The 24001-nt window shown below is 54.5% G+C and carries 18 protein-coding genes; 9 read left to right on the top strand and 9 right to left on the bottom strand.

Going from position 1 to position 24001, the window contains the following annotated elements; all coding sequences use genetic code 11:
• Window positions 1-7: 7 nt before the first annotated feature.
• From FHI25_RS18060 to FHI25_RS18040, 5 genes are all read right to left on the bottom strand, one after another.
• The gene (locus tag FHI25_RS18060) at window positions 8-2545 is read right to left on the bottom strand and encodes a tectonin domain-containing protein (RefSeq protein WP_210520179.1); all 2538 of its coding nucleotides are present in this window, start codon (window positions 2543-2545) and stop codon (window positions 8-10) included.
• Window positions 2546-2971: 426 nt separating this feature from the next.
• Complete coding sequence (locus FHI25_RS18055) at window positions 2972-3952, bottom strand: helix-turn-helix transcriptional regulator (protein ID WP_051007616.1); 981 nt, start codon at window positions 3950-3952, stop codon at window positions 2972-2974.
• A 270-nt stretch (window positions 3953-4222) separates the two neighbouring features.
• On the bottom strand, window positions 4223-5212 hold the full coding sequence (locus tag FHI25_RS18050; protein ID WP_210520176.1) for a hypothetical protein: 990 nt from the start codon (window positions 5210-5212) through the stop codon (window positions 4223-4225).
• Between the two features lie 119 nt (window positions 5213-5331).
• Window positions 5332-6117: a zf-HC2 domain-containing protein gene (locus FHI25_RS18045; protein ID WP_210520174.1), complete on the bottom strand. Its 786-nt coding sequence runs from the start codon at window positions 6115-6117 to the stop codon at window positions 5332-5334.
• Entirely contained in the window at window positions 6114-6638 is a 525-nt protein-coding gene (locus tag FHI25_RS18040; protein ID WP_040823515.1) for a sigma-70 family RNA polymerase sigma factor, read from the bottom strand. The genes FHI25_RS18045 and FHI25_RS18040 overlap by 4 nt, the downstream gene beginning before the upstream one ends.
• A gap of 200 nt (window positions 6639-6838) precedes the next feature.
• Here FHI25_RS18040 and FHI25_RS18035 point away from each other — a divergent pair, with 200 nt between their 5' ends.
• Entirely contained in the window at window positions 6839-7753 is a 915-nt protein-coding gene (locus FHI25_RS18035) for a hypothetical protein (RefSeq protein ID WP_210520172.1), read from the top strand.
• A 195-nt stretch (window positions 7754-7948) separates the two neighbouring features.
• Here FHI25_RS18035 and FHI25_RS18030 read toward each other — a convergent pair whose 3' ends face one another.
• Entirely contained in the window at window positions 7949-9163 is a 1215-nt protein-coding gene (locus FHI25_RS18030; protein WP_210520170.1) for an NADP-dependent isocitrate dehydrogenase, read from the bottom strand.
• A 419-nt stretch (window positions 9164-9582) separates the two neighbouring features.
• On the opposite strand from FHI25_RS18030, the gene FHI25_RS18025 reads away from it, so the two are divergent.
• Window positions 9583-9756 carry a hypothetical protein gene (locus FHI25_RS18025; protein ID WP_167351223.1) on the top strand — a complete coding sequence of 58 codons (174 nt, stop codon included), beginning with the start codon at window positions 9583-9585 and terminating at the stop codon, window positions 9754-9756.
• Between the two features lie 83 nt (window positions 9757-9839).
• Here FHI25_RS18025 and FHI25_RS20770 read toward each other — a convergent pair whose 3' ends face one another.
• A complete protein-coding gene (locus FHI25_RS20770) occupies window positions 9840-10481 on the bottom strand; it encodes a TetR/AcrR family transcriptional regulator (protein WP_210520168.1) in 642 nt (213 codons plus the stop codon).
• Window positions 10482-10574: 93 nt separating this feature from the next.
• Here FHI25_RS20770 and FHI25_RS18015 point away from each other — a divergent pair, with 93 nt between their 5' ends.
• The 7 genes from FHI25_RS18015 to FHI25_RS20815 all read left to right on the top strand — a co-directional run bounded on the left by FHI25_RS18015 (window position 10575) and on the right by FHI25_RS20815 (window position 21530).
• Window positions 10575-11678: an HlyD family secretion protein gene (locus FHI25_RS18015; protein WP_210520166.1), complete on the top strand. Its 1104-nt coding sequence runs from the start codon at window positions 10575-10577 to the stop codon at window positions 11676-11678.
• Window positions 11678-13258 (top strand): DHA2 family efflux MFS transporter permease subunit, encoded by a 1581-nt coding sequence (locus FHI25_RS18010; RefSeq protein ID WP_210520164.1) that lies wholly within the window; start codon window positions 11678-11680, stop codon window positions 13256-13258. The genes FHI25_RS18015 and FHI25_RS18010 overlap by 1 nt, the downstream gene beginning before the upstream one ends.
• A 317-nt stretch (window positions 13259-13575) precedes the next feature.
• Window positions 13576-15162: an arylsulfatase gene (locus FHI25_RS18005; RefSeq protein ID WP_210520155.1), complete on the top strand. Its 1587-nt coding sequence runs from the start codon at window positions 13576-13578 to the stop codon at window positions 15160-15162.
• A 1-nt stretch (window position 15163) separates the two neighbouring features.
• Window positions 15164-16174 carry a formylglycine-generating enzyme family protein gene (locus FHI25_RS18000; RefSeq protein WP_210520152.1) on the top strand — a complete coding sequence of 337 codons (1011 nt, stop codon included), beginning with the start codon at window positions 15164-15166 and terminating at the stop codon, window positions 16172-16174.
• 304 nt (window positions 16175-16478) lie between these two features.
• Window positions 16479-17282, top strand: a complete 804-nt coding sequence (locus FHI25_RS17995) for a transporter (RefSeq protein ID WP_210520150.1) — start codon at window positions 16479-16481, stop codon at window positions 17280-17282.
• A gap of 186 nt (window positions 17283-17468) precedes the next feature.
• Window positions 17469-19460 carry an alkyl sulfatase dimerization domain-containing protein gene (locus FHI25_RS17990; protein ID WP_210520148.1) on the top strand — a complete coding sequence of 664 codons (1992 nt, stop codon included), beginning with the start codon at window positions 17469-17471 and terminating at the stop codon, window positions 19458-19460.
• Between the two features lie 135 nt (window positions 19461-19595).
• Window positions 19596-21530 carry an autotransporter outer membrane beta-barrel domain-containing protein gene (locus tag FHI25_RS20815; RefSeq protein WP_210520146.1) on the top strand — a complete coding sequence of 645 codons (1935 nt, stop codon included), beginning with the start codon at window positions 19596-19598 and terminating at the stop codon, window positions 21528-21530.
• A 77-nt stretch (window positions 21531-21607) separates the two neighbouring features.
• On the opposite strand, the gene FHI25_RS17980 is transcribed toward FHI25_RS20815, so the two are convergent.
• A complete protein-coding gene (locus tag FHI25_RS17980; RefSeq protein WP_064781722.1) occupies window positions 21608-22678 on the bottom strand; it encodes a cytochrome-c peroxidase in 1071 nt (356 codons plus the stop codon).
• Between the two features lie 326 nt (window positions 22679-23004).
• Window positions 23005-23982 carry an EamA family transporter gene (locus tag FHI25_RS17975; RefSeq protein WP_210520144.1) on the bottom strand — a complete coding sequence of 326 codons (978 nt, stop codon included), beginning with the start codon at window positions 23980-23982 and terminating at the stop codon, window positions 23005-23007.
• Between the last annotated feature and the right edge of the window lie 19 nt (window positions 23983-24001).

The following is a 24001-nucleotide window of genomic DNA, read 5'->3' as shown; positions in this document are numbered from 1 at the left end:
CGCCCCGCTACTGCATTTGATAGATTTTATTGTTTTTGGTCAGCCGCCATACCTGACCATCGCCAGCACCAATCGCACGAGAGTCCGGCTCGTCTACAATCGGATCCCAGTCTTGCTTGGCGGCATTAAACAGGTAGGTTTTGCCGTCCGTGCCAATGATCAACGCCGCACCCGGGATATCGACCGCGATATCAACAGCCGCACCCGGAAGCTTTTGCCACTTCTTGTTGTTGTCATGGACAAAGATATCGCCATTTTTGTTTACGACCCACGGTCGGCCATTCTGATCAATGTCGATCCGTTTTGCCGTTCCCGGAAGTTTTTGCCAACGGTTCCCATTCCGGACATGGATGGTGTTGTCAACGGCGGTAATCCAAACCCCGTTGGCACTGGCGCCAATATCTTGTGCCGCCGGGCCGGGGATTTGCCGCCATTTTGTTCCTGATTGGGCAAATAACAGGCCCGCATCGTTGACGACCCATGCGTCTTTATCTGAAACAGCGATACGGACTGCCGCACCGGCCATTTTGATCCATCTTTTTGCTGTCTTGGCGCGCTTGAAGATTTCATAGCCGCCACCGGCTTTGCTTACACCGATGACATAGGTGGTTCCATCCGTGCCGATCGCAACATCGGTGGCGTCCCCCGGGATCAAGTCCCAATTCGTTGCACGACCAGCAGCGCCGACTGTACCGGTCGATTCAATCTGGCTTAACGTGATCGTGTCATTGTTAGTATTATTTTGGCCGCCATCAATGGCAGTATCGATTTCGAAGTTGCCGACAACAACCTTGCCGTTTTCAAACGTCACGCTGTGATCGTTGGCACCCGTTGCCTTCTCAGCCGGCATCAATTTTGCCCAGGTCCGTGTATTCGGCTTGATGGGCTCCTGGGTCATCAGCGCCCAGTTGCCTGCGACTTCGTTTCGGCCATCATCCGTTTTGAGCAGACGGGCGAGATTGACCGGACGCTGTGCGACTGCGACTGCGTCTTTGACGATTGCTTCTTGTTTGTTCTGCTCCAGCGCAATTTCGGTTGCGAAAGACGCAATGACAGAAGCAGCAGTCAAAACCACCAGTGGCGCGACTGCAGCGCCAGCAAACCCAGCGCTACTCACAACGACGCCTTCCGAAATCTCCTTGAAACGATAAGGCAGGATTTGCAGAGCGATTCGGGATGCAGCTTGGGCAAATGCTGGGGACACTGCCTCAGCTGTAACCCCGCCAAGATAGATCAAACTGATACCCGCAGCGGGTCCCAAGTGCATTAATTCCTTGGCTGCCAAGGTAGTATCTGGCGGTTTTACACCGGTATCATATGCCGAAGCCAAATTGGTTCCGCGCGATTTCCGCCAGGCCTCTCTGCCGCGCTGCCAGCTCTCCCAGACATTGCTCATCTCTGACGCCGTTAGCTTGCGGGAGTCTTGAACATAGGTTGCCAGATAGTTGACCATGTCTTGTTCGGGTTTGGTTTTGGCGCCGCGTTTGATGACGTCATACAGGTGATTGTAAACCGCACCTTTGAGCTCCGGCGAAGCTTCTGGCTCGTTTTTAATCTGTTTCCAAACGCCGACCCGATATTCTGCGGCGTCGTTGTTGTTCATCTTGGAGTCTGTGATGAACTTTTCGATCGTGCCTTCAATTCGAGTGCGCTCAGTGATGACTTCGGCGACAATTTCGTGCGCACCGGGCAAGCCAAACAGTCCGTTTGGCGTCCGTTTGGCCGACTCCCAACGCATATTTGTGTATTCGCAGGCTTTATTCGTTTTGACGCTGTGAACAGATCTTACAGACCCATCCGGGCATGACCAGCAAGTGCCGCCATCGACAAAGTCGAAATGTTCGCCAGCTTTACAGGTCAGCGCGGTTATTTTTTCTGCAGCCACCAGGCTTTCGTTCCGGAAACAGGCATTGTGTGCGCTGACCGCGGCCGCCGTACGGCGATATCCGTCAGGGCAGGTATAACAACTGCCATTCAGATCCGGGAACGAACCTTCTGGGCAAACCCGATCAATGAATTCTGCCCGACGGGCTGGTTCAAAGATTTTACCGCAAGCATCCCATTCATTCACGGCTGACAAGGTGCGGTCAAATCCGGCTGGGCAGGACCAACATTCACCGCCATTACGAAGATCTTTGAACGAGCCAGACGGGCAGGATTTGTGTGCGCCGACGCGGGTTGCGCGTTTATATTCTGCTGAAATCTGCTTTGAACATGCCTTCGGCGTGTCTACCGCAAAGCCGGTTCGGTTGTAACCGCTTGGACATGAGAAACAGGACCAGGTGCCGATATCGAAGAAGGATCCCCGTGGGCATTCTCCGACAGCCTTGCCAGTTTTGGTTGCGGATGCGAAGCCGCATGCATCTAAAAGGGTGTTTGTGCGCAAATCCATTGCACCACAAAGAGCGCGCCCTGTTCCTGTAAAAGCAGCTTGCGTCTGCTGCGCCTTTACCTCTGAAGTGCTTGCAAGAATACTGACGAACCCCGCAATCAGGACGATCAACGCCCGCCAGAGTATGTAGCCAGACTTGATACGGCTTCCCATCGATCTTTCCTCAACCAAACAACGCTTGTTATGTAAATTTTCCGCCCACCTGCCATTCAGCAGGCAGGTTCACTGCGCACATCCCACGAGGTGTGCCGCGTGGACTGCGTTGGGGATGAGAGGAAGTGTAAAAATCGTAACCGCTTACCTTGCAGCCGATCAATCAGCGACACACCAAGTCTCTTTGGAGCAAGGTCAACGCTTTGATTGTCGTTGTGTGGACAGTCCTGACCGATTTCAGGACTGTCCTGTTATCAGAGTGTTCCCCCACTCTCCGTCATGTCTGAAAACAAAGGCATGACGGCCCATTCCCCGCACGGAGAATTGAGCAGCGACGCCGATAAGGAAACATGTAATTGGATGATGTGGTACGTTTGCTGCGCTTACTGGATACTGAGGGCGCTTTTCGGATATCGGAGATGAATGTCAGCCGTGTTTGCGGATTGTCTCAGATGGAAGTTCGCCGAATTCCCGATGATAATCCTGTGCAAACCGGCCCATATGGGTGAAGCCCCATTGCCTTGCGATTTCAGAGACGGTTTTTCCGTATGGTTCCGCCATCAAAATGGCCCGGACGCGTTTCAAACGCACAACACGTAAATAAGCCATCGGCGTGATGCCAAAGGCGTCCATGAAACCTTTTTGCAGCCCGCGATAGCCGCATCCGGCCGCAGCCGAAATATCGGCAAGTCCCAGTTTCTTGTCGGCATGGGCGTGAATGTAATCACGTGCACGTTTAATGTAATAGGGCACAACTTCGGTGACGGTGCGGCCATTCACAATGTCCTGATAACTGTTGGGCAACAGGCTCAGACATTGTGCGACCAGGATGTCTTTCATCTGGGTCGTGACAATCGGGTTATGCAATTCACGCAAAGGCCCGTCGAGCGCCTCGGCGACATAGTGGACTGTATTGCAGAAAACGTTCCAGCCCGGTGTGGTGGGATCAATCACAGGGTCGAACCGCAATCCATTTAATTCAACATCTTCGCCAACCACCGAACGGGTATAGTTTTTAAGTTTGTCCTTCGATAAACGAAGGACAAAGGCGCTAAAGTTATCTTCTGTGGCGCTGACCGGTGCAGCCAAATCGCGCATGAACCCGGCATTGGGGAAGAATTCCAGTTCTTGCCCGCAATGCTGCGCAACACCGGCACCAGACGTGACAATATATAACAGCAGGCCATCGTCATCCTCTTCGGAGGATTCGACGGTCAGTCTTGAATTTCCGAATGCGACATGCATCAGACTGATGTCATCACACTCCACTGCGGCGACGCGGGCGTTAAACTCCGCGTTGTGCCCTTTGACATCCAGATCATGCCGTGACGCAAGGTTTTTGATCGACTCCCGGACCTCATCAAGGTCGCCCGAAGATAGTATCGTGTGATTTTGCAGATAGGTCATTGCCGTCCCCCCGACGTGCATACCCGGAAAATGGTCCATTCGGCGGATCGGTGGAGCCCTGTGAGCGTCTGTTTCCGGCAAATGAAGACAAACAGATGATACGCGCTCGTCGTGGGATAATCTATTGCTGATTGAGATATCTAGCGGGCAGTGGGTCCTGGTGATCGTTCGGACAAAATCAGCAGGTAAGAACAGAAATCCCCCGCCATAATATGGGCGGGGGAATTCCGAGGTCGCAGTTTTGACTTTTATCCAGCCAGCCTGTTCAGGTCATTGCGTGGCCAGATCCGGCACATCATCCTCAAGTACCCAGCCATCATCCGTGCGACAGGCTGATTTGATTTGGCTGCTGGTACGGTTGCGGGCGGTGAGTTCTTGGCGATAGGTCCTGCACCAGACGCCTTTGTCCGTCTGAACGGTTTTGAGCGGGGTCACCGCGATATCAAGCGCACCGATGGATGCTGTTTTCGCATCGCCGGAATTATTGGTTTCAAGCGATTGCTGAACAGTCTTTGCCAAAAGGTCCTGTGCGGATTTCGCAATTTTTGCCGGGGCAGGGCCATATGTCACCAGTTCTTCGCTGTGGTCTTCGCCGGAATTCCATGAACGGTCACGTTTGACATAAAAGTCGATTTCCGGCGCGTACCACCATTTGGTTGTCTGCATCCACCACTGTTTGTAATAGCGTGAACACTCAATAACGTAGGTGTCAAACGTGCCTGCGGGCACCTCGACCGTTTCGGTTGCAGGTACCGTGCAGGTCAGCCATTGGTCATATTCGTTTACTTCACCGGTGACAGGATCCGTATTGGATGACCGGGTCGAAATACGAACGTGGTCGCCATATTCCAACGGCCAGATATCTTCCGAGCCAGCCTTGACCATGGCAGAACCTGAACGTTTCTGGTCCTCTTCGTCGGTGTAGGACCAGTCAAGGATCGGGCCGGTGAAATCGCGGGTCATTTCGAAAAGATAGTCACCGCCACCATTCCAGACGATCCGATCCCCCTTGATATCGGCGACATAAATGGCGCGTCCGCCGTCATAGACAAAGGCATCGCCAATGCCGAATTCAGGCAGGGATGCGGGCCGAAGGGCCGGACCGGTATTCTCGGTCTTTTCGGCATACTCGCCCAGACCGTCATTGAGGCTGTTTAAAGAATCTTTGAAACTTTCAAGCGTTTGGCACGCTCCGAGCAATGAAAGGCTTAAAACGCAAGAAAGCGCCAAAAACGGGCGCTGGTAGTTCGGCAAATTCATTGTTCTGATCCTGCTTATTCATTTTGTCAGGTCGATAACGTCCTGGTTCTTATCGCTTGGTTGTTGCGGTTGAAAAAACACCGACAGCGACGAGGAGCCCCTCATCGCTGTCGATTTACTCAAAGCTTTTGTTTGGGCAGTGTTTCATCAGAGCTGCCAAGGTCCGGCAGATCGACGCCCGGGATCAGCCGGTAAACTGTTTCCCACTGGCCATCCTCTGTGCGGCAGGCCCGACCAAAGAACCCGTCCGGACCACTTTCAACGCGGTCTGTTGGGAACGTGACATGATATTCCCGGCAGAAACGCGTCCCCTGACGGAAGGTTCTGAGCGGTTCGATCTTGATGGTGCCGTCACTGTTTTCGGCAAGCTCCAGCGAGACCTGGCGAATATCGCCGCTCAGCGTTTCTTCCAGCGTCATGCTGATTTGTTCATCAAGCAAAGGGTTGTTGACGGGCGAATAGGAAAACATTTGTGCATCGTTTGATGCCGGGGTGCCAACAGCCGCATGGCGGGCGGTTTCGTTAAACCAGTTGCCGCCAACAAACGCCAGCAGGACAGCAGCCGCAGCACCAATTCCAGTCCAGATCGGTGTATTGTTATTTGCAACGGTGCGCGGGCGTGCATCGACGTCGCTTTTGGTAACGAAATGTTTTGCCGGTGTCTTTTTCTGATCAAGGATATCTTCGATGTCCTGAGACAGCTGAGGATAAACCCGATCGGCCAGAAGGCGTTCAGACTGATTGCGCAATACAACCGATTGTCCCGCCATGATGTTGAACTGACGGGTCATGGCCGGGCATTTGGCAATTCTGTCTTCCAGCTCGCGACATTCGGTTGGGGCCAGTTCGCCGTCAATATAGGCAGACAGCAAAACGTAGTCGCGATCTTCAAGTTGTTTGCTCATGACGAACCTCTGTAAATGCTGTCCTTGTTTATTGTCTCGCCGTCATCATCATGCAGAGCGGCAAGTGTTCTTCTGGCTCTGGCGACGCGGCTCATGACCGTGCCGTCAGGAATGCCCAAAATGTCGCCAGCTTCGCGATAGCTGTATCCTTCGATCAGGACCAGTGTCAGGGCAGCCCGCTGTTCCTCGGCAAGGGATGCAAGTGCTGCCTGCAAAAACATCCTGTCGGTGCCACCGTGATTTATGCCCGGAACGGCACTGTCACGTGCATCTTCAAACGAAACCACATTTCCTTGGCGCTGATCGCGGCGTTTTTCGTCGATCCAGCTTGTCTGGATGATCCGGTACAGCCAGCTATCAAGCCGTGTGCCTTGTTCGAACTGTTCGATCCGTTCAACCGCCTTCGCATATGCTGTTTGCACCAGATCCTCTGCCGCGACAGCATCGCGCGTCAGCGATCGCGCAAACCGCAATGCGCGCGGCAGAAGATCTGCAAGCTCTTGTCTTAAAGCAGTGTCCAAACCAGACGTCCCATTCATGATCGCAGGCGCAATTTTTCAGTCTTGTTGAACATATAACGATGGGGCCTTCGTGTTTCTTCCCTCGGCCCCGAAAAAAATATTGTGAAAAATAATTTCGACAGCCGGGAAGAAAATTCGAACTCCGGGCGTTGTCCTGTCAAATGAACGCGAAATTCACTGCTAAGGAAGTGGAGCTGACAATGTTGACCATTAAGAAAAAAAGTCTGCGCAGCAGGATTACGACAGCGGGCATTCTCGGGTTTGGTGCCTTTGCGTTGGTGGTAACCCCCCTCTCGCTTGACCTTTCCCAGTTTGACGTCGGAGGCAAAAGTGCCTTTGCGCAAGGTCAAGGTAATGGCGGCGGAAACGGCGGCGGTAATGGCAACGGCGGCGGTAATGGCGGCGGTAATGGTGGTGGTAACGGCGGCGGCAACGGTGGTGGCAATGGCGGCCCCGGTGGCGGTGGCGGTAACGGAAATGATGGCCCTGGCGGCGGTAACGGTGGCGGGAATGGCGGCGGAAATGGCCGTAGCGGCCCGGACGGCCCGGGGAACAGTGGTAATGCCGGTGGTGGCAATGGCGGCGGCAAAGGTAATGGTGCCGAAGCTCAAGGCAAAGGTGCAGCCGCGCGTTCCAACGCCAAGGGGCTGGGTATGCAGGCCGGGGGCGTTGGCCGTGGTGCATCCTCTGCAAGAGAAGGTGTAACTGGTGAAAAAGGCATGCCGCCGGGTATTGCAAATGCACCGGGGCTTGCTGGTGCTTTGCCGCCGGGGATCCAGCGGGTGTTTGGCGCGCCGACCGGTCCGGATGTCGATCCGGATGTCGAACGCGACATTATTACCAAGGGCTGGAAAGAGCTGACTGGGCCTGGCGCGGGTGATGACAGTGATACGCCAGATGATGGCGAGCCGGATACCGGTGATACCGGCGGTGATACCGGGGATACGGGTGATACTGGCGACACAGGTGATACCGGAGACATCGGTGACACTGGAGATACGGGTGACACCACAGGTGAGACAGGTGACGCCGGAGATACAGGTGACACGGGTGGTGACACCGGTGACGGAGCAAATAGTGGTGACACCGCCGATACTGGTGACACTGCTGCTTAAGACATCCCAGTTCAAAGCAGCTGATCCTGCTTTGACCGCCGCGGCCTGAGCCTGGGCCGTAGCAACTTGCAGCCCCGCCTGGCCCCCCGCCGGCGGGGTTCTTTTTGTCCGGATTTCAGTATTGATAAAAGAAAACCCCTGCCGGTTTCCCGACAGGGGTTTTCTGATTGGCAAACTGCCGCTTGATCAGATGGATCAGGCCATTGCAGCTTTCAGACCTTCGTCCAGTTTGTCGAGGAACTGGTTGGTGGTCAGCCATTTCTGGTTCGGGCCGATCAGCAGTGCCAGATCCTTGGTCATGAAGCCGGCTTCGACAGTGTCGACGCAGACTTTCTCAAGGGTTTCAGCAAACTTGACGACTTCCGGGGTGCCATCGAACTCACCACGGTATTTCAGGCCCTGCGACCAGGCAAAGATCGACGCAATCGGGTTGGTCGAGGTTTCTTTACCCTGCTGGTGCTGACGATAGTGGCGGGTCACGGTGCCGTGGGCCGCTTCTGCTTCGACGGTCTGCCCATCCGGGGTCATCAGAACAGAAGTCATGAGGCCGAGCGAGCCGAAGCCCTGTGCCACGGTGTCAGACTGAACGTCGCCGTCATAGTTCTTACAAGCCCAAACGAAACCACCGTTCCATTTCATCGCACATGCAACCATGTCATCGATCAGGCGGTGTTCGTAGGTGATGCCAGCTGCTTCGAACTTGTCTTTGAATTCTTCCTGGAAGACTTCTTCGAACAGGTCCTTGAAGCGACCGTCATAGGCTTTCATGATGGTGTTCTTGGTCGAGAGGTAGACCGGCCACCCAAGGTTAAGACCGTAGTTCATGCAAGCACGTGCAAAGCCCTTGATGCTGTCATCAAGGTTGTACATCGACATGGCAACGCCCGAGGACGGGAAGTCGAAGACTTCGTGTTCGATGGTTTCACCGCCGTCTGCCGGCTGGAACTTGATGGTCAGTTTACCTGCGCCCGGAACCTTGAAGTCGGTCGCGCGGTACTGGTCACCAAATGCGTGACGACCGATAACGATCGGCTGGGTCCAACCCGGCACCAGACGCGGAACGTTCGAGCAGATGATCGGCTGACGGAAAACGGTACCGCCAATGATGTTACGGATGGTGCCGTTCGGCGACTTCCACATCTTTTTCAGGCCGAATTCTTCAACGCGCTGCTCATCCGGGGTGATGGTCGCGCATTTGACACCAACGCGGTGTTCCTTGATGGCATTTGCTGCATCAATGGTGATCTGGTCGTCGGTCTCGTCACGTTTCTGAACCGAAAGATCGTAATATTTCAGGTCAATGTCGAGATACGGCAGGATCAGTTTGTTTTTGATGAAGTCCCAGATGATGCGGGTCATCTCATCGCCGTCAAGTTCGACGACTGGATTCTTAACTTTAATCTTGCTCATAGAATACTCCCTTGCTGGCCGCGGCCGACATGCAGCGCGGCTGCCATTCAAGATGGTTAAATCTCTGTCTTCCGGCGCGCGAGGGAGCGCCCTGGCCGCGTCGGGAGCCCGCAACATACAGGAAGCCACCAGAAAATCAAAGAGGGCTGGAATACAACAATGTGATGAGGGCCGTAAAACCCGGAAATCCGGGCATTTCGATCAGGTGAATTGGCGATTTTTGTTGCCAAAAAGATCAATAATCCTGATCGTTTAGGCGAATTTGACGAGAAGTTCGAAAAAACTGTCTATCGGCCTCGCGGAGTTGATTTTTCTGATCCGGATCAATGACCGGTTGATCCGTTAGCCGATATTGTGACCGTATTGCCGGTGGATGGGGGAGACTCCGATTTCCGGGGCGCCATCAAAGGGGAACTGTCATGAACTTGGCAAGTGAAAACATCATTGTCCTGATCATCTGCGTTGTCGGCTTTTGCCTGCTTGGTTTCGGCTTTACCAATCGTGATCGCAACTGGGGTGTTGCGATGATGTGGGTTGGCGTCCTGACCATGCTGGGACCGATTGCCTGGCGGCTGTTGACGCTGTTTGCCTAACAGGCTTTGCCTGGGCGTACTAAACATGGGCAGGGGATGTTATTCGTCAGTGGCTGCATTGATTGCGGGCCTGAACGGCTAAATCAGGAAGTCATTTTTTCCGGATCAAGCCCGTGGCCACGCAGAAACATATCGACCGCCGCAATCACATGGCTGCGAAGGTCTTTTTCCTGTGGTTCCCAATCGATATAGGACATTTGCCGGATATCGTAGTCCGCCTTGATCAGGCTGGAAAAGAACACGGCAGCTTGCCACGGATTGCCTTTGGGGAAGTTTCCATCAGTCATCTGGCGTTCGAAATAAGACGCAATGTATCGACGCCCCGTCATCAGTCCGCTTTCATAAAAGACCTTTCCCAGTTTCGGGAAGCGGGGTACTTCGGCCAGAAACAGGCGCATATACCGGATAGTGTCGGGCATGGTCAGAAGTGTCATCAGCGTTTCGCCGTAATGGATCAGGGCCGCGCGGAGCGGCAAGTCGGACATTTCAAGATCACTCATGACGGATGTGATTCGCCCTGTGCAATCGCGAATGACGGCTTCGAACACGCCATCCTTATTCCCAAACAGCTCATAGATCGTTCGGCGTGATCCGCCGGCCTCGGCCGTGATCATTTCAAGCGTCGTACCGGCAAGCCCATGTTCGCAAAACAATTCCCGCGCCGTTGCGATGATGGCTTCGCGGCGTTTTACGGTTCTGGGATCAATCTTCTTGGTGTCTTGCACAGGGGATTCCGATTCCGGACTTGACGTTTGGTACTGACTAGTACCATAAATAGATAAATGGTACTGATCAATACCAAAAGGAAAAATCAGGCAATGAGTGTGAAAAAGATCATTCTGCCCCTGATCGCAGCGGCGATTATCGGTGGCGGTGGATATTACGGGTTCTATTGGGTGACCGAAGGTCAGTACCATGAAAGTACCGACAATGCGTATCTTCAGGCCGATGAGGTCGCGGTATCGCCCAAGGTGTCGGGCTATGTCGGCGATTTGCGGGTGGCCGAAAACCAGCCGGTGCGCAAAGGTGACTTGCTTCTGACCATCCGGGATGAGGACTTCCGCCTTGAACTGGCCAAGGCCGAAGCAGCCCTTGAGGCACGCCGGTCGGCCGTCGGCACCATGGAAGAACAGATTACCCTTCAGGAAGCCGCAATCAATCAGGCCGCGGCCAATGTTGATATCGCGCGGGTCGAACTGGAACGTACCAGCGATGATTTCAAGCGTTATGACGATCTGGTCAAAAAGGGTGCGGCCAGCCGCCAGAAATTTGATTACGCCAAGGCCGATCGCCAAACCGCAAAGGCTGAGGTGGCGGCGGCCAACGCCACATTGGCCGTCGAAAAGGGGCGTCTTGGTGTTTTGCGCGCCCAGAAAATCGAGGCCGAGCGTGCGGTAAAACAGGCCGAAGCCGCACGTGATCTGGCGCAACAGGCACTTGATGATACCAGGATTTTTGCGCCGTTTGATGGCGTGGTCGGTAACCGGTCGGTTCAGACCGGCGCATTGGTCCAGCCGGGTGAACAACTTCTCGTGCTGGTGCCGTTGCCGGGCACCTATATCGTGGCCAATTTCAAGGAAACCCAGATCAGCCACATGGCGCCAGGTCAGAAGGTTGCGGTTGAAGTTGATGCCTTCCCGGATGCCGAGATTATCGGCCATATCGCGAGTTTTGCCCCGGCAACAGGTGCGCAATTCAGTCTGCTGCCGCCGGAAAATGCCACCGGCAACTTCACCAAAATCACCCAGCGCGTGCCGGTTCGCATCGAACTTGCTGACAGCAAATGGGCCAAGGCATTGCGACCGGGCCTGTCGGTAGTCGTCAATGTTGATACCCGCAATGCCAGTGGCGAAGAAGAAATCGCCGGTGTTGGTCTTGCGCAAGGGATCGTCCCGACGGCGGAACTTTCGGAGCTTAACTGATGGCAACCGCCAGCCCGACAACAGCGCCGCAATCCGAAACGCGCCCGATGGAAACCGCCCAGTTTGTCGGCTGGGTGGCGATGGTTGTCGGCATGTTTCTGGCGATCCTTGATATTCAGATTGTTGCGAGTTCACTTGAAAACATTCAGGCGGGATTATCGGCAAGCCCCGATGAAATCGGCTGGGTTCAGACCAGTTATCTGATTGCCGAGGTGGTGATGATCCCGCTGTCAGGTTTCCTGTCGCGCCTGATGTCAACGCGCTGGCTGTTCGTGATTTCTGCAATTGGCTTTACCGTGATGTCGGTGGCGTCCGCCTTTGCCTGGTCGATTGAAAGCATGATCTGGTTTCGCGCCATGCAGGGCTTTTTGGGCGGGGCGATGATCCCGACCGTGTTTGCCACGACCTATATCATTTTCCCGCCTGACAAACGCAATGCCGCCTCGGTGATGACCGGGTTGATTGCGACCATGGCACCGACCATCGGCCCAACCCTTGGCGGGTTTTTGACCCAGTCACTGTCCTGGCACTGGCTGTTTTTGATCAACGTTATTCCGGGACTGATGATTGCCGCCGTTGTCGCCATGACGCTGCGCGTGGATCGCGGGGATATCGGCCTGCTTAAGGGATTTGATCTGCGCGGACTTTTGTCGATGGCGGTGTTTTTGGGCAGCCTTGAATATGTCCTTGATGAAGGGCCCAAGGACGACTGGTTTGATGAAACTGCGATCATTTATGGCACCATCACATGCGCCGTTGCCGGGATCTATTTCTTCTGGCGGATGTTTACCTATGACAAGCCGATTGTGGATCTGAAATCCTTTGCCGATCGCAATTTCACCATGGGCTGCGTGTTCAGCTTTACCCTCGGTGTCGGGCTCTATGGCAGCGTTTATCTGATGCCACTGATGCTGGGCCGCGTGCGCGGCTATGACAGTCTTGAAATTGGTGTTGTTATGGCGGTGACCGGCATTTCCCAGTTTCTGTCGGCACCAATTGCCGGGAAGATGACAGCGAAATATCCACCGCGCGTGGTGCTGGGCATCGGGCTTGCGTTGTTTGCCACCGGTCTTGCCATGCATGGTTTTAACACCAGCGAGGTTTCGTTTAACGAGCTGATCTGGCCGCAGGTTGTGCGTGGTGCAGCACTGATGTTTTGCATGTTGCCGGTGACCAATCTGGCGCTGGGCACCTTGCCACCCGAAAAGATCAAAAATGCCAGCGGGCTTTATAACCTGATGCGAAATCTGGGCGGGGCGATTGGCATGGCGGCGATCAATACGTTGCTTGATAAGCGGATCGATTATCATTTCTCGATCCTGTCAGATCACATCAACCCTGCCAGCACGGCGTTCAAGGATTATCTTGCCACACTTACCGCACGGTTTAGTGAGATGGGCCTTGCCGATCCGCATGCCGCAGCAATGAAATTCATCGTCAATATCGTCAACCGTGAAGCGTCGATCATTTCATTTAATGACGTCTATCTGGCGATGGCGGCGGCGTTTGTTTTGGCCTTCATGTTGCTGCCATTCGCCAAACCACCGCGCGCGACAGCCGGCGGAGGTGGCGCGCATTAAAGGTTCTCAACCAAGCTGCGAGCCAAGAACACAGAAATAAGGTCGCACACAGTTCCCCCGACCCCGGCAAGCATATGCTTGCGTGCGACCTTACCGGCCCCTGCATCGCAGGGGCCGGTTCCTTATGGGATGCGCATGTGTGTCCCATTTCACAAACAAGTTATTCAACTCAAAGTTTTTATGGGGTACTATCAGTATCTCAAAGCAAGCCTCACAGGTTTAAGCGTAACCTGGGTTTCGGCGACATGCCCTGATTGGATCCCCGGAAATTCTCTTGCCGACATTGCTTGCGACAGCGCGAAGGATAGGAGCAGATAATGAAGGTGTTTCTGGTAGCGGCGGTGGGGGCGATTTCCCTGAATTTCATCTGGTCTCCAGTATCTGCGCAGGACGCGGAAAGGCCCAATATCCTTGTGATTTGGGGCGATGACATAGGCTGGCAGAACCTGTCTTCCTATGGGCTTGGCACCATGGGTTACACGACCCCCAATATTGACCGGATCGCCAATGAAGGCATTCGGTTTACCGACCATTATGCACAACCGAGCTGCACGGCCGGGCGTGCGGCCTTTATCACCGGGCAATATCCGATCCGGTCAGGCATGACGACAGTCGGCCAACCGGGCGCGGTTCTTGGTTTGCAAAAGGAAAGCCCGACACTGGCGGAGCTTCTGAAAGAAGAGGGCTATCGCACCGGGCAGTTCGGCAAGAACCATCTGGGTGACCGCAACGAACATCTGCCGACCGTTCACGGTTTTGACGAGTTCTTTGGCAATCTTTATCACCTCAACACGCAGGAAGAAGCCGAGCAGCGCGACTATCAACGCTTTGCCGAGAAGTTTGCAGGATCGCTTGAGGAATATGACGCCCGCTTTGGCACCCGTGGGGTGCTGCACAGTTTTGCCACCGAAGAAGACAACGGCACGGTCGATCCGCGCTTTGGCCGGGTTGGCAAACAGATCATTCAGGATACCGGTCCACTCACCCAGGAACGGATGAAGGATTTTGACGGGGCAGAAATCATCCCGGCCGCGATCAAATTCATGACCGCCGCCAAAGACGCCAATGAGCCGTTCTTTGTCTGGCTCAATACCAGCCGCATGCACCTTTACACCCGCCTGAATGACCAGTGGCGTTACGCCGCCGAGGAATATACATCCGAGGCCGATTATCACGGCAGCGGCATGTTGCAGCACGATCATGATATCGGCGGTGTGCTTGATTGGCTTGATGCGCAGGGTTTGGCCGAAAACACCATCGTCTGGTATTCGACCGATAACGGTCCGGAGCATGCATCCTGGCCGCATGGCGCGACCACCCCGTTCCGCGGCGAGAAAATGACCACCTATGAAGGTGGTGTGCGGGTGCCATCCATGATCCGCTGGCCGGGAAAACTGCCCGAAGACAAAATACTGAACGGTATTCAGGGCCATCAGGACATGTTCACGTCCCTTGCCGTTGCTGCGGGGATTGATGATCCCGCCGAACGCGTGATGGAAGAAAAAAACCAGTATATCGATGGGGTGAACAACCTGCCGTACTGGCAGGGCGAAACCGACCAGTCGGCACGCGATCACATCTTCTATTATTTCGAAAGCCAGTTGACGGCTGTACGCGTCGGGCCCTGGAAACTGCACTTCGCGCTTAAGGAAGATTACTACGACAACATGACGCCGCGGAACTTCCCGATGATGTTCAATCTGCGCATGGATCCGTTTGAAAGCTATAGCAGCATTGATTCCTATGGACATCTTGCACAGAAGGTTTCGTGGTTGATGCAGCCTGTCAGTGTGCTGATGACCCAGCATCTTCAAACGCTTGGCGAATATCCACCTGTGCAGGGCGGGGCATCGTTTGACATGTCGAACATGGTGCAGGATTTCCTTGCCAAGGGACGCCAATAGGATGAAGCGACTGACGGTGTTTGGGAGATATGCTTGTCCGGGCAATCTCCCGATCCTGTCTTTGACGGTCGCAGGCCTTTTTGCAGCACCCGCCGCCAGTGCGGCAGATCTGCCTGAATTTGTCGAACTATCGGGTGGAACCTTCCTGATGGGGGAAGACCGGATTTATCGGGAAGAAACCGAAATCCATCAGGTGATGGTTTCGCCCTTTGCGATCAGCCGAACCGAAATCACCAATGCGCAGTTTCGCGAATTTGTCGAAGAAACCGGATATGTGACGTCCGTGGAAAAGCCGCTTGATCCGGCGGACTATCCCGGTGTGCCCGAAGAACTGCTTCAACCCGGATCGATGGTTTTTGCCCAACCCGCAGGTACTGTGGATATGGGGGATATCGGAAACTGGTGGCGATACGTCGCCGGGGCAAACTGGCAACATCCAACCGGACCCGAAAGCAACATCGATGGCCTGGATGATCATCCGGTAACACAGGTATCCATTGAAGATGCGCGTGCCTATGCCAACTGGGCCGGTGGCAGGCTTGCGACCGAAGCCGAATGGGAATTCGCCGCACGCGGTGGCTTGTCGCGCAAGGCCTATGTCTGGGGGGATAGTTATGACCCGGCCCAAGGCTGGAAAGCTAATAGCTGGCAGGGGCAGTTCCCGACAGACGATCTGGCCGATGACGGTTATCACGGAACTGCACCCGTCGGGCAATTTACGGCAAATGGGTATGGTCTTTACGACATGGCCGGAAATGTCTGGGAACATGTCAACGACTGGTGGGTGCCGGGGCATCCAAACACTGCCCAGACGGACCCAAGCGGCCCGCCGATGAAACTTGCCGCACGTTTTGCCAGCAGTGCAACCGGCCCGATGACAGTTGTTAAGGGGGGATCATGGTTGTGTGCGCCGAATTTCTGTCTGCGCTATCGTCCGGCGGCCCGTCAACCGGCAGAAGCGCATATTGGATCAAACCATATCGGTTTTCGGATCGCCAAGGATATCCCGTAAAAAGGGGATTTAATCTATTTAAGTTTGTTCTATGTGAAATATTTATGATTCATACTAGAACAATTATAAACTGTTTCCCTTTTTGATTTAATTGTCATACCATTCTGTAACGTAGTGAAAAGAAACGACAAACAGGCTGCAGCCATCTTTAGGAAGTTCCGGGCATACCCGGACTAGATGTGTTGAACATGTCTGTTGGATGGTGACAGGTATCAGATGATGCCTTTGCCCCGCGTGGGAAAATGTCTGGCTCGGCTCAATGGGTTGGGGTGTATGCCTCGATCCGGGATTGAGGTGCTTGGGCATGTCTGTCTTCAAAGGCTTTTTGCACGTAACGCACATCCTTGGCCTGACCGGCCTTGGTATTGTGAGTTTTGCGGTTAACGGGCAGGCAAAGTCAGATGATTCCGATCTGGCCAAACAGTTGGCCAACCCGGTCGCCAACCTGATCATTGTTCCTTTTCAGGGGAATTATGACCAAGGGTACGGAGCCTCTGACGACGAAAAATATCTGATCAATGTGCAGCCGACTATGCCGATGCGGCTAAGCGATGACTGGAACCTGATTTCGCGCACGATTTTGCCGCTGGTGCATCAAAATGACATCAACGGAAATAGCGGCACAGATACAGGTATTGGCGATACCGTCCAAAGCTTCTTTTTCTCCCCCGTAGAGCTGACTGATGGTGGTTTGATTTGGGATGTTGGTCCGGCATTGCTTTTGCCGACGGCATCAAAAAACAATCTTGGCGTTGATCAGTGGGGAGCGGGTCCGACAGCTGTTGGCTTATATGCAAACGGCCCCTGGACATATGGCATGCTGGCCAATCATGTGTGGGGCGCAGACGAAGGATCGGCAGCCTCTGCCACCAATGCCAGCTTTTTCCAGCCCTTTATTAATTACACGCCCCCTGATGCCTGGACCTTTGTGCTTAATACCGAAACCACGCGGAACTGGGCCAATGATCAATGGTCGGTGCCGGTCAACGGGATCGTTTCCAAGCTGACCCGCATCGGCGATCAGAAGGTCTGCAATGGTGCAGGCATGCGCTATTGGCTCGAAAGTCCGGATGCGGGCCCGAATGGTTGGGGCGCGAGATTAATCTGACCTTTCTTTTCCGAAATAAGAGCAAGCAAAACGCCGTGATCCGAAAAACAGCTGGAGGTTTGGTGCGAACGGAGACGGCAAAGGAGCATTCGGATGCAGGTTCAGACAATCAAACAAGCTGACGTCATTGCATCCAAACGCGTCTCGCCATTTGGCGTGAAAACAGAAACCAACGGAGTTGGAACAATGCAGAGCAATAATTTCAGAGCAGCGACAGGTGTTCTGACTGGCGTATTAATGTCCTGCGCCATCGGAGGGGCAGCCTTCGCTGCTGATCCGAACCCGGCAACGGAATGGACAGCCAGAGCAAACGAGGCTGTGCTCGATAAGTTGCCTTTCGACGACATGCAGGATTTTGAAGACAACGCGCGTGGTCTCATCGCGCCATTGCCTGACAACGGCATCTTCAAAAATGACGATGGTGATGTTGTTTGGGATTTGTCAGCCTATGACTTTGCCGTTGGCAAAGAAGCGCCAACGACAGTGAATCCGAGCTTGTGGCGTCAGCTTCAACTGTTGTCGCAAGGTGGGCTTTTTGAAGTTTCGCCGCGCATTTATCAGGTGCGCAGTTCGGATCTTTCGGGGATCACATTTGTCGAAAGTGACACCGGCGTCATTGTGATTGACCCGCTGATTTCCAAGGAAACCGCCAAGGCGTCACTTGATCTGTACCGCGAACATCGCGGGGACAAGCCGGTTGTCGCGGTGATCTATACCCACAGTCATATTGACCATTTCGGTGGTGTCCGCGGCGTGGTTGACGAAGCAGACGTCAAGGCAGGCGACGCAAGGATCATTGCCCCGGACGGGTTCGTCGAGGAAGCGGTCAGCGAGAATGTCTTTGCAGGTAACCACATGGGACGCCGTGCAAGCTACATGTATGGCAGCCTTCTACCCAAAGGGCCACAGGGCGGCCTTGGAACCGGTCTCGGGCTTGGCACGTCAACCGGCGAAGCAACCCTGATTGAGCCAACCGATATCATTACAGAAACCGGTCAGACACTTGATGTCGACGGGTTGACGTTTGAGTTCATGATGGCACCGGGGACCGAAGCACCTGCGGAAATGTATTTCTACATCCCGGAACTCAAGGCACTTACCCTTGCCGAGGATGCCAACCATACGCTGCATAACCTTTATACCCTGCGTGGGGCAAAGGTCCGTGATGCGCGTGGTTGGGCCGGTTACCTTCATGAAGCCCTCGAAAGATGGGGCGATGATGCCGAACTCCTTTACGGTCCGCACCATTGGCCGACCTGGGGCAATGACAAGATTGTCGATCATGTCAAAAAACAGCGCGACCTTTACAAGTACCTGAATGATCAGACCCTGCGTCTGGCCAACATGGGTTACAACATGGAAGAAGCGGCTGAAATGATCGAACTGCCGCCAGAGCTTGGCGATTACTGGCCGAGCCGGGGCTACTATGGTTCGGTCAAGCATAACGTCAAAGCCGTCTGGAACTTCTATCTTGGCTATTTCGATGGCAACCCGGCCCGTCTTGATCAACTGCCGCCGGTTGAAGGTGGTGCCAAGTATGTTGAATATATGGGCGGTGCCGATGCGATTATTGCCAAGGCAAAAGAAGACTTTGCCAAGGGTGATTATCGCTGGGTCGCAGAAGTTCTTGATCATGTCGTGATGGATGATCCGAACAACGAAGCCGCCAAAATCCTTCTGGCTGACGCGCTTGAGCAGCTTGGTTATCAGGCGGAAAATGGCCCGTGGCGTAACTTCTACCTGTCCGGTGCCAAAGAACTGCGTGATGGTGTGAAAATACTGCCGGTTGCCAAAACCGATTCACCAGACATCGTGCGTTCAATGCCGATGGAAATGTTCCTTGATTACCTTGCTGTGCGCCTCAATGGTGAGCGTGCTGCGGGCAAATCGATCACGATGAATTTGGCGCTGACGGACGTGAATGAGGACTATGGCATTGCCGTGGAGAACGGGGTTCTGAACTATTACTCAGATCCGTTTGACAGTGCCGATGTGTCAATTGACGTTGCACGGAGCGAGTTTGACGATGTCATTCTCGGCACCGCAACCCTCAGGGACAAGATCGACAGCCAGGATGCGACACTGACTGGCGACGGTGCCAAGTTCGAGGAGTTTATCGGTCTGCTTGATACCTTCGAATTCTGGTGGCCGATCGTAACGCCGAAAACGGCGATGTAATCAAAACCTGTGTGTTCGGGCGGGGCCATTCGGTGCCTCGCCCGTCGCCATTCAATTCAGACAAAACAAATAGACCAAGCGCGTGGGGATAGTGTGGAGAACATAGGTTACCGTCATCTTCTTGGATGTTCTTTGGTGGGTGCTGTGGCAGCTGTGGCCGGATTATCGGTTTCGACTGCGGCGATGGCTGCGAATTGCAGTGCCCAAGGAGGGCTTCTTTTCATCGGTAAAACCGCAGGTAACGCCAATTCGGTATGGTTATCAGGGACCAGTGCCGGGGCGTTTCGTTTGGATGCGAATGGCGGCACTGTCGATACCTGGACCGAAAGCCGTCGTGGGTTGCATCTGACCCTGTCCAATGTTGTGTCGACCGGAAATGGTGGCACGCACCATTTGTATGACAATAGCGGTGGCGGTTGTCTGCTTGACAGTCAGAACCAGAAAGGCGGGGTGAACCTGCCGCCGATTGGTGATCTTTTTCCTGATTTCGTAAAACCGGAATTGCCCGGACAGGTGACGCCACCTATCGCGACCCTGCCGCCAACCGGTGTCATGCCATCACTACCCCCTGGCGTTGCTCCGCCGGTTGCGGTTTTGCCGCCAGACCTTCCGGGCGGTGGCACGGGCATTACTCCCCCAATAGGAACACTCCCGCCAGAAGGCGTGATGCCAACGGTGCCGGGCGGTGTGACGCCGCCGGTCGGGGTGTTGCCACCTGACGGCGGCACCGGTATTACACCACCGATTGGCACCGTGCCGCCAGAAGGTGTGATGCCAACAGTACCCGGCGGTGTGACACCACCGGTCGGGGTGCTGCCACCGGATGGCGGCACCGGGATTACACCACCGATTGGCACCGTGCCACCAGAAGGCGTGATGCCAACAGTACCCGGCGGTGTGACGCCGCCGGTCGGGGTGCTGCCACCTGATGGCGGCACCGGGATTACGCCGCCGATAGGGACGCTGCCACCGGGTGGGGGCGGCTCTGGTGGCGGAACCGGTGTGACACCTGTGACGCCGACCGTGCCCGGCGGCGTATCTGAAATCGTTGCCAATGCCCAGCTTCGCAAAGACGGAGGAGAATTCCTGCCAGAGGATGCTTGTGCTGTTTTGGATAGAGACGGGCAGTTTTACCGCACAGACAAAGGGCTGGTCTTTACCGCGCCCTGTGAACTGGTGCGCCAGGGCGGATACAGTGGTGTGACGGTTGCTTCAATCACAGCGCAGTCTGATGTGCCGCTGACCCCGGGGCGGGAATTCTTCGAAGAGCCGCTTTGGAACTTTTGGTCGGAAACGCGTGGCATTTATTCGAATGACCGCCGACACAATCTTGATACATCGGCTTTTAGTGGTTCTTTCCTTTTCGGCGTGGACCGCGAAATTGCCGAAGATACCGTTGCCGGTGTTTCTGCATCCTTTGAAAGCAGTTCTTCAGAGGGCTTTAACAATAATCTTGAAACCAATGCCTATGGCATGTCGGTCGGGCCTTATGTCGCCCATCGTCTGTCCCCGGAATGGGCGGTCGAAGGATCGCTTGGCTATATGGCACTGCATAACGATCTGGATGTTCTTGTTCTAGAAGGAGAATATTTCTCCCATCAGTTATCGGGGGCAACGGCTTTGAATGGTCAGTATCGTTATAACGACTGGACGTTCCGACCGCGCTTTGGTCTTTCCTACGCCGAAACCTTTGTTGAGGATTACGATCTGAGTGGGGCAATTGGTGGAAATCCCGTGACCGTCAATGTCGGGTCGGATCATTTTGGCTATGGCGAAGCAGATATCTCGGGCGAGGCCAGTACATTGCTGTTTTTGTCTGATGATCTGATCGGTATGCCCTATGGCGAGCTTGGCTTGCAATATGCGTTCTTGCGGCCCAATGACGGTGAAATTCTGTCGGGTAACCTGACGTATGAAGATACCTCGCCAATTACCGGGACCCTGCGGGGCGGGATGCGCTTTGTCTATGATGACAGCGTGTATTTCGATGTCGGGGCGGGGTATCTGAGTATCGGGCAGAACGGGCTTGATATCTGGGAGGCAAAGGCACGGGTATCCTTTGCCTTTTGACGGTGACAAAAAATGCCCGCCACCCAAGGCGGGGTGACGGGCACCGGATCAACTTGATATTGCGCGCGGATGCAATATCAGTTGGCAATCATCGCAGCCGGTTTTGGCGTGTCCGTGCTGCTGACCGGCAGGATCGGGTAGGTGACCTGCGGTTCCTGACCTGTCAGGGTTTGAAGGAAGGCGGTGATCGCCTTGACTTCATCCTCAGACAGCTCGGTGCCCAGTTGTGAACTGCTCATGATCGCAACCGCCTGTTCCAGATCCCAGACCTTGCCGGAATGGAAATATGGCGCGGTCAGCGCGATGTTGCGCAGTGGACCAGCCCGGAACACATAGTCATCACTTGCGGTCTGGGTGACGGCAAAGCGGCCCTTGTCATCGGGCGGCAGAACTTCAGAGCCCGGCTTTTCAACAACACCGAACGGATAGTAACCGGTGCCGCCGACATTCACCCCGTTGTGGCAGGATGCGCAGCCGGTATCGATGAACAGTTCAAGGCCGGTCATCTCGGTTTCGGTCATGATGGTGTCATTGCCTTCAAGGAACTGGTCAAACCGGGAGGCCGGGGTGATCAGGGTTGCCTCGAATGCCTCGATAGCCTTTGCCATATTATCAAAGGTTACCGGATCATCTTCGCCGGGGAATGCCGTTTTGAAATGGTCGACATATTCCGGGATGGATTTCAGCACGGTGACAACACGTTCTGGCGTGCTGGCCATTTCAACACCGGCCTGAACCGGGCCTTTGGCCTGTGCCTTAAGATCTTCGGCCCGGCCATCCCAGAACTGGGCTTCGTTAAAGACGGCGTTCAGAACGGTTGGCGCGTTGCGCGGGCCTTTCTGCCAGCCATGTCCGATGGAGGTTTCCAGATTGTCGTCCCCGCCCATGCCAAGGTTGTGGCAGGTGTTGCACGAAATGATCGCACTGGCCGACAGACGCGGTTCAAAGAACAGCATCTTGCCCAGTTCGACCTTTTCACGGGTGACGGCATTGCCTTCGATGGCGGGAACCATCGATGGAATGACTTCGAAATAGTCCAGCGCGCTTTCACGAAGTTCGGCTGGTTCTGCCGCGATTGCCGCACCGCCAAGCGCACATGCCGCAACGGTGGACAGAAGGGCTTTGGAAAACAGGCGTCGGGATGTCATTTCTCTCTCCCATTTTTGGTGGTTCCGGTACTAGACCAAAAACGGGGTTGTAAAGCCGTGATATACATCAACTTTATTATTAAATAGCGTTTTATATCAATGACTTGGATTGAATTTCAATAATGAGAATTCGCAAATGTGCCTTGGTGATCCGTGCGGGCACAAAGAAAACGGCCGGGCGGGAAGCCCGAGCGTTTCAGCCTTTCGGGGGGACACCGAAAGGCGCAAGATGCCGGGGGACATAGCGACCGGGGAAGGTCATATGTTCTCTCCGATGGAGGGGAGAGATGCATCCTGCAGGGAGATTGTGGTCTTGTGTTCTTTGGTCAGGTCGTGCTTTGGGTTGCAGGCGTATTTGCCGTCGCAGCAAGCCGTTTGGTCTTTGCGGCGTGGCGGTGTTTTGAAGCTGTTATCTGGATAATCCCGATCATCACCAAAAGGGAAGAGATCCAGAACACACTGTCATGAGTTGGCGTCGGTGTGAGGTCGAATTTGGCGGCCAGCATCTCAAGACCCAAAAGGACAAAGGGCAGGATGCTTGTCGACAGGATGTATTTCTCAACCCCGGCAATCTTGATCGATCGAAGGGTTAAAACCATCGCCGGCCCGCGGAACAGAATGCCGATCAAAAGTCCGGCAATCAGGGTTTCGGTGCCAAAAAGTCCATCGGTCGAGATATAGGGGATCGCAACCGGACTTATGAATTCGACCACCGGCGGGGCAATCAAAAAGACCGAGGCCGTGATCAACAACAACACCCCGGTAAAGCGCAGATGCGCCCAGGTATCCTTGACCTGATTATCAGGATGAAGTTCCGCCAGAACCGAGGATGAAATTGCCGTGACTTCGGATGCCAGCATCAAAAGCACGGCCGGGTTGGCAAACCCGCCGGGCAAATGCCAGGCCAGCCACAGGGCACCGGATATCAGGATCGCATGGCCAAGCCATTCCGAACGCCCCGGTGCGCGGCCAAGGATGAAGGTCGCGGCAAGGGCTGCCATCGGCATGCCGGTTTGCGACAAAATGCCGCTTTCAGGTGCGCTGATATATAAAAGGGATGCCGTCCAACTGACCCCGGTCAACACACGCAGGAACCCATAGGCCCAGTTGATCGGAAGGGCGAATTGCCGCCACGGAATGCGGCGCCCCGGTGCAAGAAGGACAAGTGCCATCCCGCCAAAGACAAGCTGCCAGCAGGTCATGGCATAGGCATCAACCGCAAAGCTGGTCAGCGCAATGCGGTTGCTGACCAACATCAGGGCCCAGACGAGTGTGGTGCTAAAAAGCAGGAGCAATACGGACATATGAAGAATTTTTAAAAGT

It is taken from the genome of Thalassospira sp. ER-Se-21-Dark (assembly GCF_017922435.1).
In the GTDB taxonomy this organism is placed as follows: domain Bacteria; phylum Pseudomonadota; class Alphaproteobacteria; order Rhodospirillales; family Thalassospiraceae; genus Thalassospira.
Note: the sequence above shows the minus strand (reverse complement) of the source record. Positions and strands in the feature narration are given on the sequence as shown.